This window comes from Nostoc sp. KVJ3 (assembly GCF_026127265.1).
Lineage (GTDB): Bacteria > Cyanobacteriota > Cyanobacteriia > Cyanobacteriales > Nostocaceae > Nostoc.
On the sequence record NZ_WWFG01000001.1, the window covers coordinates 3,789,627 to 3,801,699 of the forward strand.

General features: G+C 43.0%; 10 protein-coding genes. 2 read left to right on the top strand and 8 right to left on the bottom strand.

From position 1 onward, the window contains the following. Positions 1-107 precede the first annotated feature (107 nt). On the bottom strand, positions 108-764 hold the full coding sequence (locus GTQ43_RS15155) for a DUF3386 domain-containing protein (protein ID WP_265273414.1): 657 nt from the start codon (positions 762-764) through the stop codon (positions 108-110). Between the two features lie 107 nt (positions 765-871). On the opposite strand from GTQ43_RS15155, the gene GTQ43_RS15160 reads away from it, so the two are divergent. Continuing rightward, positions 872-1,543, top strand: a complete 672-nt coding sequence (locus GTQ43_RS15160) for a LuxR C-terminal-related transcriptional regulator (protein ID WP_265273777.1) — start codon at positions 872-874, stop codon at positions 1,541-1,543. Between the two features lie 663 nt (positions 1,544-2,206). Here the strand turns inward: GTQ43_RS15160 and hemJ are convergent. From hemJ to GTQ43_RS15190, 6 genes are all read right to left on the bottom strand, one after another. Next, complete coding sequence (hemJ, locus tag GTQ43_RS15165) at positions 2,207-2,788, bottom strand: protoporphyrinogen oxidase HemJ (RefSeq protein WP_265273415.1); 582 nt, start codon at positions 2,786-2,788, stop codon at positions 2,207-2,209. 188 nt (positions 2,789-2,976) lie between these two features. Next, positions 2,977-3,828 (bottom strand): alpha/beta fold hydrolase, encoded by an 852-nt coding sequence (locus tag GTQ43_RS15170; protein WP_265273416.1) that lies wholly within the window; start codon positions 3,826-3,828, stop codon positions 2,977-2,979. Between the two features lie 165 nt (positions 3,829-3,993). Then, a complete protein-coding gene (locus tag GTQ43_RS15175; RefSeq protein ID WP_265273417.1) occupies positions 3,994-5,112 on the bottom strand; it encodes an NAD(P)/FAD-dependent oxidoreductase in 1,119 nt (372 codons plus the stop codon). A gap of 92 nt (positions 5,113-5,204) precedes the next feature. Beyond that, positions 5,205-5,672 (bottom strand): photosystem II protein PsbQ, encoded by a 468-nt coding sequence (gene psbQ, locus GTQ43_RS15180; protein ID WP_265273778.1) that lies wholly within the window; start codon positions 5,670-5,672, stop codon positions 5,205-5,207. Positions 5,673-6,056: 384 nt separating this feature from the next. Further along, complete coding sequence (gene ligA, locus GTQ43_RS15185) at positions 6,057-8,093, bottom strand: NAD-dependent DNA ligase LigA (protein WP_265273418.1); 2,037 nt, start codon at positions 8,091-8,093, stop codon at positions 6,057-6,059. An 80-nt stretch (positions 8,094-8,173) separates the two neighbouring features. Further along, positions 8,174-8,644 carry a hypothetical protein gene (locus GTQ43_RS15190; RefSeq protein ID WP_265273419.1) on the bottom strand — a complete coding sequence of 157 codons (471 nt, stop codon included), beginning with the start codon at positions 8,642-8,644 and terminating at the stop codon, positions 8,174-8,176. 199 nt (positions 8,645-8,843) lie between these two features. Here GTQ43_RS15190 and GTQ43_RS15195 point away from each other — a divergent pair, with 199 nt between their 5' ends. Continuing rightward, positions 8,844-9,830, top strand: coding sequence for a hypothetical protein (locus GTQ43_RS15195; protein WP_265273420.1), 987 nt, complete (start codon positions 8,844-8,846; stop codon positions 9,828-9,830). 161 nt (positions 9,831-9,991) lie between these two features. Here GTQ43_RS15195 and GTQ43_RS15200 read toward each other — a convergent pair whose 3' ends face one another. Beyond that, positions 9,992-11,830, bottom strand: a complete 1,839-nt coding sequence (locus GTQ43_RS15200; RefSeq protein WP_265273421.1) for a peptidoglycan D,D-transpeptidase FtsI family protein — start codon at positions 11,828-11,830, stop codon at positions 9,992-9,994. Positions 11,831-12,073 lie beyond the last annotated feature (243 nt).

A 12,073-nucleotide genomic window follows, 5' to 3' on the forward strand; every position in this document is an offset into this window, starting at 1 on the left:
CTCCAAAAATCATATTCTTCCACAAGCTCCCCTTTCATTTTCCGAACTCAAAATGTCAAAAAAAGCGTAGGCACAAGCCTACGCTTTTTTTAATTACCAAATACAGCTTAAGCAGCAACAGGTTCCAACAATTTGATGTCAGAGAAGATAAATTCCTGAATAGATACTTGTCCTGCTATCTCGGTGCTAATCTCCCGACGATTGAGGATAAAATAATCGCCAACTTTTTCATACTCATCGATAAATTCGCTTCTACCGCCCTTTTGTTCCCCAGTTTTGGGGTCATGGTACACAGAGTCATAGCGGTGGGACAGGTAGCCTTCTCCGGTGTCGTGACTGGTAAAGGTGTCAATTGTCACAAAAGTACCGTGAATGAGACGGTGAACATGGCACACTTCATTATTGCGAACTTTATATTTATCGCCCTCAGCCTTACCACCCATTAAAAGCTCAACAGCACCAGTTTCGTCAGTTTTGCCATAGCTAAAGGTGTTGGCGCTGTGGGTGTCTTCAAAGCTGCGGCGGACGCGGTGAATTGCTATTTCCCAGGCTTGACCATGAATTGCTTGCTTGGCTGACTCGTCATCTACACCCAATACTTCGGCTTTGAGATTGGGGTTGATGCGAACTTGACCTGTAAACACTTTATCATCTTGTTTAAAGGTAATATTTGCGGTGTAACCGGGAAAATTCTTATCCCAAGTATAGCGGTTCTCATAAGCAGCCCGGAAAAGTTCCTGAGCAGAGAGTTGTGTAACTGTCATGTGCTTCTCCTAGTCGCTAGTGTAAATTAGCGTTTTAGTTTTATTGGTATTAGCATAGAAGTAATTGTTGAGGCTTGGATAGTCCCCAACTGGGTACACTTATGCTTATGGTTAATTCTCTCCACGCCGTATTTCATGCGATCGCTAGTGTCCGAAATGAGCAAGAATTAAGACTAGCTCTTACGGAAAAAATTAGTGAGCATTTTGGCGTGCAAAATTGGGGTATTTATCTCCTAGATGAGCAGCCAACGGCCCAAATCGATGTTCAGAGTATTCCGGCAGTATGCTTAGAGAGCAATCCAGTCGGGCGCTATGTGGTTGAACGTCACGCCCCCGCCCATGAGCAGTTATTATTATCACCAACAGACTGGAAGCATTTTTGTTCGCGTTCCGACCACGAACATGTAATGACTGGGCCAATTGTTTGCGATGGCCGTCTTGTCGGAACGCTTAACTTGGCTCGTGATAAGGGAAATCCTGCTTTTAATGGCAATGATTTAGCTGATTTGAGTGCCCTATGCATTCATTTGTCAGCAAAAATGGCGACTCTGCGGACAAAACCAAAAATATCCAATTCCCTTTTAGCAAGTCCTCTAACAGCGCGTGAGTTAGAAATTGCTGAGTTAGTGGCGCAGGGATTAACAAACGCGGAAATCGGTGAAAAGCTTTGGATTACGCAGAATTCCGTCAAACAAGCTTTGAAAAGGATGTTTCGCAAGTTGAAGGTTTCGGCGCGTGCAGAAATGGTGGCAAAACTCCAAGATATACAAGTTTCCTAAACTACCCTCACCCCAACGGCTGAGGTAGGCTCTATGCCTTTTCTAAGAGTGAAAAAGTCATGTAAATATGTCATTGCCAAAAGAGCAAAGCCAATAAGTGCGTATGCAAAAATATTTATGTCATTGCGTTGGCGGAGCCTTCCCGTAGGGTACGGAATGAAATGTAGCGAACGCGAACAGCGTCTCTAAGAGGTTGTTTGAAAAGTAGTTAGGTGTGATTTTAGGCACTCATTGATCCCCCCTATCCCCCCTTAAAAAGGGCTACGGTGTACACACAAGTCGAATTACCCCCCTTAATCCCCCCGATGTATTGGGGGGAAACCGGAAAATCTTGTTCCCTCCCCTTTATAAGGGGAGGGTTAGGGTGGGGTAATCCGAGAACTTGTAGTGATTCGATAACTTGTGTGTACACCGTAGCTTAAAAAGGGGGAAGAATCAAAGTCCCCCTTTTTAAGGGGGATTTAGGGGGATCTCCAAGGGTTAGGCGTATAAAAAAACTTTTCAAACAACCTCTAAGAGTTGCAATCCCAAGACCTTGGGATTGCTTCATTCCGCTTTGCTCCATTCGCAATGACAAATGTATATTTAATTTTGCATTACTACTTACTCAAAATCCGATAAGTATTGATGCACATCTGTCTTTGTTTAAGACAGCAATTTTATCTAAATTTGTTGTTGTGGTTGCCCAATCTGTGCCGTCAGCTTCTCTTTATCTTGTCTACGTTTCTTGGCATAAAGTTGAATAGTGACTGCCATGAAAATAATCATGGCAAAAATAGCCCAGGCAGCGATATCTGTAGGTAAATTATTCTTAAATACAGCCAGCAACACGATCGCTACTAACATAACTGTAGGTGCTTCATTTAAAGCACGTAATTGCTGACTATTCCAGCCACACTCATCTACTGCTAGCTTCTTCATCAGCCGAGCGCAGTAATGATGATAGCCAATTAAAATAGCAACAAACAGCAGTTTGATATGCAACCAACCCTCTTTTAGAATATCCGGTTCAGTGCTTAATAAACCGATAGCCATTGCGATCGTCACGTACATTCCTGGGTTAGTAATGATATGGTAGAGACGCTTTTCCATAATTTGATACTGATTTTTCAGGATCGTTCGCGCTGGTTCAGGCTCAAGGTTTGCTTCAACGTGATAGATAAAAAGACGTACTAGGTAGAATAAACCGGCAAACCAAACTACAAATCCGACAATGTGAAATGCTTTAAACCATGAATAAGCCATAAATACTCATCTCCTTTAGTTGTGGTTGTGAGCCATTTTTAGTGATAATAAAAGGTTCACAAATGCAGCCTGGAATAATATTATAAGTCTGGCAAAAATCCAGAATTCCTTTGTTTTCCACAGATAAACACTAATAATTTATCTGGCGTTTCATTTTTATAATATCGATTTTTGCCAAAGCTATATTGTCAATGAGCATCTTTACGACGTACAAAGGGTAAAAGGTCTTCCAAAATCGCCTCGTGGTAGTGTTCTTGAGGATAATGTCCAACGTTATTAAGTTTTATTAATTCTGTATTTGGTGCAGAATCTGTAAAATTTTGGGCAATGTCTACAGATAACCAAGGGTCAATCATCCCCCATTGGATTAGAATTGGCTGTTGCCATTCTTTAAAACCAGATTCGATTTCTGTCATTGCTGAATCAAGCTGTAAATTGCGAATGCTTGATAAAAGGCTCCGCCCAGATGCTGAAGTTTTCAAAAATGGTTTTCGATAAATATCCAAATCCTTATCTTCTATCCGATAACGACTACCACCTTCTAGCGTCCGGTCAACTAATAAGGGGTCTTGGGTCATTACTTCACCTGCCAAAGGTAAACCCATTTGTTTAATTTTCCAGGGTAATTTGGCAGCAGTTGATATTGGTGTATTTAAGATAGCTAAATTGGCAATTTGTTCTGGATGACGCAAAGCATATTGTAGTCCTACAGAACCTAAAAAGCCTTGGACAACTAAAGAAAAATGTTCAAGTTCTAGGGCTTTAACAAATCCTTCTAAAGCTGTGATAAAAGCATCGGGAGTGTAAGCAAAATCTCGTTTTTCTGGTTTTAAAGAATTGCCGTAACCAATCCAATCTGGTGCGATCGCTCTTGTACCTTGATTGGCTAAAGCAGGTATAATATTACGCCAACTATAACTTTGGGAAACCAAGCCGTGGAGCAGTAACACAGGCGCTAAGTCAGTTCTGCCGATCGGTAAAGACTCTCGATAAAACCATTCCAGTGAATCTACATTGATTTTATTTTCTGTTATTGACACGCTATATTCCTATGGAATTGGGCATTGGGCATTGGGAATTGGGAATTGGGAATTGGGCATTTATACTGAGCGAAGTCGAAGTATTGGGCATTGGGTAAGAAACTTGTTAAATAATTCTCCCTTGTCTCCCTTGTCTCCCTCATCCCTCTCATCCCCCTAATTTCCCTACTCCCTACTCCCCACTTCCTGAGAAATAATCATCTCACGAATTGCATAAGCTGTGGCGGGTGCGAGTAAAACACCGTTGCGATAGTGTCCAGTAGCTAGGAGGATGTTACTAAACCCTGGCAACCTACCAATAACTGGGGCAGGTCGTCCTTCAGGGCGGGGACGTAACCCCAACCAAGTGCGGAGAATTTTTGCTGTGGCTAATTCTGGACAAAATGCGATCGCTTGTTCTCTAACAGATTCCAGCAATTCTTGATTTGGCAGTATCTCATCGCCATGACTAGGAAATTCCACGGTTGCACCTACCCAATAATCTCCACCGCCCACAGGAACAATATGGACATCGTTACCCGTTATCGCTGGCTGAAAGTCGGGATTGCCCAATGGATGTCCTAGACGCATTTGCAATGCTTGCCCTAGCACAGGGCGGATATCAATTATTTGATTTAATTTTGCTGTTAGCGGCGTTGAACCTAGCCCTGCTGCAACTACAAACCAATCTGCGGCTATTTTTCCTTCTGTAGTCTCAAGTTGAACACAAAACTGGGGAGAAGTATCAAGTTGTGAGGTTTGGACATCCAAAACAGTCACGCCAAACTTGAAAGTTACACCGTTTTGCTGGGCAGCCTCAACTAAAGCTAATGTGAGAGCAGTTGGATCGAGTTGACGGTCTTGGGGAGAATAGACAGCGCCAGTAATTTTTTCACGATTAACTTGAGGACAAATGTTCTGGAGTTTAGCTGTGTCCCAGATTTCTAAATGCCAGCCTTGAGAGTGGCGAATTTCTACAAGTTTTTCCCATGCTGCTAAATTCTCTTCTTCCAAGCTAAGACTAAGAATTCCTTGGCGATTAAATGGGATTTTGCGACCTGTTAAAGCTTCTAATTCTGGAATCAAAGTTTCATAGCGTTGGATGCTAGTTTGTCGCATCTGCCAAGCTTTGCCCTTTATTTTTTGGCTGATTGCGCCCATCAAAACGCCAAGTGCAGCCCCTGTAGAAGCTTGTGCTGGTGGTTGGCGATCGCAAACCGTAATCTTTAGCCCTTTGACTTGACTAAGTTCATAAGCGATCGCAGCCCCAATTACACCACAACCGATAATAACTACATGACTCATCGCTATTTTAAAGGGAAGCAGGGGAAGCAGGGGAAGATCAGGGAGCAATTTTTACTCTCCCTCATCCCCCTTTGCCTATCTTAACCTTGGGCTTAACTTGCCTCTGGTTCACTGCTAGTCTTGGGAAGCAGATCGAGGAATTTGTCAATGTCTTTGAAAGCAGCTTGGGATGTACTCAAGGCAATTTGAGGATTGCTTGCACTGGTAGCTTTATCGAGTTTAACCAGATTGTTAAACAAATCTCGCGTTATTTGGCGTGCTTTGGGTTGGTCTTTGGTGAGAAGGTTAGGAGTGACATAAGTCAAATTCAGCCTTGCTTCTGTTATGGGGCCATGTATAAAGTTACGCACATTGATCCAATCACCTTTTTGGATCAGGGTTTTCAACTCTTCTGAGCGATCGCGCACAACCTGAATTTCAGGAACGTATTCCTGAATTCTTTCCAGTTGTGTTGCTGTGTAACTTGGAGGTGCTACCGCAACACCAGGGCTGCCACAACTCAGGAGAAATGTGGCCAATAATACTAGAACAAATGAAAAAATCGAGCGTTGACGCGCCATAATAATGAACTCAATTGCTTTGTGTTTGCCGATTAACAGTGTCATTTTAGATCGTCGCTAGCGCAATTTATCGTTTACTCTAGTCGCATAACCGTCACATCAAGTTAAAATCACCTTTTCACCAAATTTTAGTAGTTCAGTAGCACCATGAGCGTCTACCTTTTCTTGACAACCCTTAAATGTTGATTTACCGAAAGCGATCGCAAAAAAAACGGACACAATAACTCGCACTCAGGATTTGCCGTTATACGAAACAGCCGCTTGTAGTGTAATCGCCCAATCTTGTGGAGAGTGTGTTACAAGTCAAGCGATCGCCCATGTATGAAGCTTGATGAACGTGCGATGTTTGTTCTCAAGAGTGCGATCGCGGATCTTAATTACAAATTATTCCTTAAGCATTTCCAATAACTGCGCCTCGCTTAACTGCGTGATTCCCAAAGAGAGCGCTTTTTCTAATTTAGAACCGGCATCTTCTCCTACCACCAAATAATCTGTTTTTTTACTCACTGAATCAGTCACTTTTCCACCAGCTTTTTGAATCAAAGCCTTTGCCTCATCCCGTTTTAAGGTTGGCAATGTCCCTGTAACGACAAAAGTTTTACCTGCAAACTTTTGATTACCATCACCAACTATTTTTGTTTCTTCTGGGGCAGTTAATTGCAATCCTTCTGCTTGCAAGCGTTCTATCAATCTTTGGTTGGCATCAATCCGAAACCACTGGTACACAGATTGAGCAATTTCAGCACCAATACCATAAATTCCTTCAATATCTGATTGTTTTGCTGTCGCTAACTGGTCTACGGTGAAATATTTCTGAGTCAAAAGTTGAGCATTAACACTCCCAACGTGACGGATGCCTAAACCATACAATACCCTTGACCAAGGTTGATTTTTTGATTGAGCGATCGCATCTACTAATTTCTCTGCTGACTTTTCCCCCATCCTTTCTAATTCACATAATTTGCTTTCTGTCAACTCATATAAATCGGCAACAGAATGCACCAAAGCTTTATCAACGAGTTGATGCACGCATTTTTCCCCCAAGCCTTTAATATCCAAGGCATCACGACTTACCCAATGTTCAATGGAACCTTTGAGAATCGCCGCACAAGAAGCATTGACGCACCGAGTCACCGCCTCACCTGATTCTCGCACCACTGCTTGATTGCACACTGGGCAATGGGTGGGCATTACGAAGGGTTCAGTGTCAGTAGGACGGAGTTCTTTGAGTACCCTCACCACTTCTGGAATGATTTCTCCAGCTTTGCGGACAATGACAGTATCACCAATGCGAATATCTAATTGAGCAATGCGATCGCTGTTATGTAAAGTGGCGCGAGAAACTGTTGTCCCCGCCAGTTGCACAGGACGCATTTCTGCTAACGGTGTTAATGCCCCCGTTCGTCCGACATTTACAGCAATATTTTCTACACGGGTAGGTGCTTCTTCGGCGGGATACTTCAAAGCGATCGCCCAGCGAGGAAATTTCTGGGTAAACCCTAGCTGTTCTTGGAGTTTAAAAGAGTTCAGTTTTACTACTACCCCATCAGTCATGTAGGGTAAATTCAGGCGTTCCGTATCCCAATATTCATAATATTTTGCCACTTCTGCGATCGAGGGACAAAGTTTGTGGTTGGGGTTGACTCGAAAACCCATCTTTTCTAACAACTCCAACGCTTCCCATTGGGTATTAGCAATACTGGTGTCATCTCTACCAGGAATGTGCAGGGTATAGCCAAAGAAAGCTAACCGCCGTTTTGCGACAATGCGCGAGTCTAGTTGTCTGAGTGTACCTGCTGCGGCATTCCGGGGATTGGCGAATAATTGCTCGCTCGCTTTTTGCCTTTCCTCATTAATTTGTTTAAATACTTCCAACGGCAAAAACGCCTCGCCGCGTACTTCCACCCTTTCGAGAATTTCTAATCCTTCAAAATTCAAACGCAAGGGAATTGAGCGAATTGTCCGTACATTTTGGGTGATATCTTCACCCATCACCCCATCACCCCTAGTTGTCCCCCTAACTAGAATGCCATCTTGGTAGGTAAGAGCCAAAGCAGAACCATCAATTTTCAGTTCAGTGACATATTCCACTGAATCTATTTTCGGTACTTGTCGCCGCCAACGCTGATCCCACCCTTGCAACTCATCAATATTAAATGCATTTTCCAGACTATACAGGGGGATATTATGCCGCACCGAGGTAAACTGAGTTGCTGGTTTTTCACCCACGCGCTGAGTCGGACTATCGGGTGCTGTCAACTCTGGATATTGAATTTCTAGTTGTTGCAATTCTCGATATAACTGGTCATAGACTGCATCCTCCATCATTGGAGTATCTAGAACGTAATAAGCATAGCTAGCTTGTTGCAATAACTGGCGCAATTCTTCTATGCGCTTTACTTCCGGCTTAATCTGTGTCATTAGAATGATTACAAAATATCTAGCTAATAGAATTTAAAGATAAGAAGCCTTTTGTTTGGATAGCCGCGACTAACCCGTGATTAATCTTTATTATTGTATTCTACCCAAATTGGATGTCTTGGTAAGCGATCGCCACAACAAGGGCAAGGAAGTATCGGATATCTTTCAGCAGCTTTCATTAGAGTAAACCGATCCTGATTTATCCCATCTCCACAATATAGACCCGTATCCATAGGATTAGCTGTTTTTCCTCGCCAATTGCAAAAACCACAGCTTAAAGTTTCTAACTGGACTCTTTGAAAGTTTGATTCTATTTCTAGAAAAATATATGGCATCCATCTTTTGAAATTTGATATCTTTCCAAGCCCTAAGTGAATTTCAGGATATTTTTGAGTTAACTCAAGCGCTGGCCAAAGCAAATCTAAAACAGCTAGTGGCATATCATCAATAAAGGGGTTGAATCGCAAAGTTTCCCATTCTTCTTGGCTGGGAAATAATATCTTTTGACCGTCAATATAAATGTGTTTTATACTGGGCTTATTTGAGTTCATGGTCTTGTATTGTGCCTTTCATTCACTATTGTCAGTATAAAATCAGCTAAAACTACATAGTAAAATTACGCCAAAGCTATACAAATAAAAGTTCGGTATTCTGAATTCAGGAATTACCTGTAAATGTGGGGTATCCAGAATTGTCAGCATTGCTAGCTGGGTGTTGCATAAAAAAATAAATGTAAACCTATGCTAGTCAGTGAAGCCCAAATTTACAGTTTTATTTACTAATAATATGTTCATCCGCTCTTTAACATTTTCTGCCTCTAGTGCAGTATTACTTTCAACTTTAGTTAGTTCCGCTTTTGCGGCTCCCATTAACCTGGTCAATAGTGTCAACAATACCAAGACAAACACAAAGGTAATTGCTCAAAATGTCGCCCAGTTACAGAGAATTCCTGATGTCAGAAGACAAGCAGTAGCTAACGGACAAAACCGATATGCTGCTATTTGGGTGAAGTCTGGTGGTTCAGCTTGGGAAGCGCGACATGGATTGACTTCAGCCCAATATCAAGCGACTTTTGACAAACTCGTTGGTGAAGGATATCGGTTGGTTGATGTCAGTGGTTATGATGTTAACGGACAAGGGCGATATGCTGCTATTTGGGTGAAGTCTGGCGGCCCAGCTTGGGAGGCGCGACATGGATTGACCTCAGCCCAATATCAAGCGACTTTTGACAAACTCGTTGGTCAGGGATATCGATTAGTTCACGTTAGTGGTTACAGCGTGAACGGACAAGACCGATATGCCGCTATTTGGGAGAAATCTGACGGCCCAGCTTGGGAGGCGCGACATGGATTGACCTCAGCCCAGTATCAAGCGACTTTTGACAAACTCGTTGGCGAAGGATATCGGTTGGTTGATGTTAGTGGTTATGGTGTGAACGGACAAGACCGATACGCTGCTATTTGGGTGAAGTCTGGCGGCCCAGCTTGGGAAGCACGACATGGATTGACCTCAGCCCAGTATCAAGCGACTTTTGACAAACTCGTTGGTGAAGGATATCGATTAGTTCACGTAAGTGGTTATAATCTCAACGGACAAAACCGATACGCCGCTATTTGGGAGAAGTCTGGTGGTTCAGCTTGGGAAGCACGACATGGATTGACTTCAGCCCAGTATCAAGCGACTTTTGACAAACTCGTTGGTGAAGGATATCGATTAGTTGATGTCAGTGGCTACTAGTGCCGCAAGGCGGAATTAAAAATTAAAAATTAAAAATTAAAAATGAATACAGCGTAAGCGTTTCATTAACTCATCCCCCGGCTTCAAGTCGGGGGATTTCGAGTCATTACTCATTAGTCATTACTCATTGGGCAATACTTCTCTCCCCCTGCTCCTCCTGCCTACGGCACTTTCGCCCGTTGCTCAATCGCCTTGCTTGGCGGAATCTCCTCAAGATGAATCAGTGCTTCGATTACCGACTTGGCAATTGGTGCGGCGACAGTAGAACCATAGGCACTTTCTCCTTTTGGTTCATCTACCAGTGCAAACACCACATAGCGAGGAGATTCCACTGGCAAAATAGCCACGAAACTGGTCATTCTAGCACCCTTAATGTAACCGCCATTAGGACTAGCTTTTTGGGCTGTACCAGTTTTACCAGCAATGCGATATCCCGGAATTTGTGCTGCCTTACCACTGCCTTCATTAACAACAGTTTCCATCATTTCTACAACCTTTTTAGTTGTTGCATCTGAGAAAATTTGGCGGGGAATGCTGTGAGTGGGTGAATCATGCATCTGCCCATTGCTATCAATCAGCCCCCGAACTACATGGGGTGTTACCAATTTACCGCCATTGGCTAAAGCACCATGCATTTGCACTAGTTGTATGGGTGTCATAGAAAAGCCTTGGCCAAAGGAAGTAGTAGCTGCTTCAATTGGTGAAGCGATAAATTCTTCTTGACTTTTAAGCCGACCGCCAACTTCAAAAGGTAAATCTGTATCAACTTTTTGTCCTAGTCCCAAGCGTTCTAGCCAGTTGTAGTAGATTGAAGGCTTTAAGCGTTGGATAATTTGCACCATGCCAATGTTGCTGGAATATTGTAAAATCTGAGCGATGCTGATTCGCCCATTCCCATTATTCATTGCATTTTTGATGGTGTAATTAGCGACTCGAATAGAACCGGAGTCATTAAACATATCATCTGGTTTGATGACACCATTTTCCAGAGCGATCGCCACATTCAAAGGCTTAAAGGTCGATCCTGGTTCATAAAGATCCGCCACTGTCCAGTTTTTAAATAGCGAGATATTAGCTTTAGCATATTCATTAGGGTCATAAGTAGGTTGAGAAACGAGAGCGAGTAAGGAACCATCCAAGGCATCCATCACAATTACTGCCCCACGTTTAGCGTCAAACTTCTCCATTTGTTGTTTGAGTGCAGTCCGGGCAATTCGTTGCAGACGACTATCAATAGTCAGTTGCAGCCGTAAATCATCAAAATGCAGAAAACCTTCGGGCGCATGATCTGGCATCAGGGCCCCATTACCCGACCGACTGAGCCGTACTGTTTGCACAGGACGTTCTAATAACTTCTCTTGAGAGTATTCCACACCTGCTTGACCACGACGGTCAACATTCACATAGCCCACTACATCGGAAACCAAATCATCTGGTGGATAATATCGAGAGTATTTTTGAATTAACTCCAAACCATCTAAGCGCAAAGAAGTCACGCGATCGATCGTTTCTTCTGGTAGGGCTGGGGCAAGGATAATTCCGCTTCTTTTGCTTTGAAAAATTTTCACCAATTCAGGAGCATCTTTTGCCAATATTGGGGCAAGGCGCTCTGCCATCTCTTCATTAGACTTACTAAACAGTTTGGGGTGAGCGTACAAAGTATATACAGGGCGGTCAATGGCTAACAGATTATTATTGCGATCTACCACTGGGCGACGGGGCATAAAAGGTCGCAAATTCACCATTTGCTGGTTTCGCGCTTGCTCTGTTAATTTTTGTCCCTTGACAATTTGCAGGTTATACAAGTTGATCGCTAACCCCAAACCTGCTGCCATTAATGCGCCCCAGACTATAAACAGTCGAGACTTTGTACTGGATGTTTGGTTTTGGATATTAGAGGCAAGTGTCCTCAAAAACCCTTGTTTAGAACCCTTCTGTCGCCTTTTGAATGCTGGATTCCGCAACTTTTTAAATTTTGTTTTGCTTGGTGATTTTTGCATTGCCCTACTCAGTAGCAAATCGCTTTTCGGAGTCAAAAGTCAAAGTTAGTTAATCCTAACTCCTAACTCCTAACTCTAGCCCTGTCAAGGTGATTTTTTTATGTCATTGCGAGCGGAGCGAAGCAATCGCCTGGGATTGCTTCGCTCCGCTCGCAATGACACTAGAGAGATTTTATACTTCCACAAAAATAGCATGAATCAAAAAAAACCAAATTCCATCAAGGTCAACAGCCTAGCTCCTCC

Excerpts from the sequence above, each read along its gene's own strand:
- ligA (WP_265273418.1), bottom strand. The coding sequence starts at position 8,093 with ATGACACAGATTAAGCCGGAAGTAAAGCGCATAGAAGAATTGCGCCAG.
- GTQ43_RS15190 (WP_265273419.1), bottom strand. The coding sequence starts at position 8,644 with ATGAACTCAAATAAGCCCAGTATAAAACACATTTATATTGACGGTCAA.
- hemJ (WP_265273415.1), bottom strand. The coding sequence starts at position 2,788 with ATGGCTTATTCATGGTTTAAAGCATTTCACATTGTCGGATTTGTAGTT.
- GTQ43_RS15155 (WP_265273414.1), bottom strand. The coding sequence starts at position 764 with ATGACAGTTACACAACTCTCTGCTCAGGAACTTTTCCGGGCTGCTTAT.
- GTQ43_RS15200 (WP_265273421.1), bottom strand. The coding sequence starts at position 11,830 with ATGCAAAAATCACCAAGCAAAACAAAATTTAAAAAGTTGCGGAATCCA.
- psbQ (WP_265273778.1), bottom strand. The coding sequence starts at position 5,672 with ATGGCGCGTCAACGCTCGATTTTTTCATTTGTTCTAGTATTATTGGCC.
- GTQ43_RS15175 (WP_265273417.1), bottom strand. The coding sequence starts at position 5,112 with ATGAGTCATGTAGTTATTATCGGTTGTGGTGTAATTGGGGCTGCGATC.
- GTQ43_RS15160 (WP_265273777.1), top strand. The coding sequence starts at position 872 with ATGGTTAATTCTCTCCACGCCGTATTTCATGCGATCGCTAGTGTCCGA.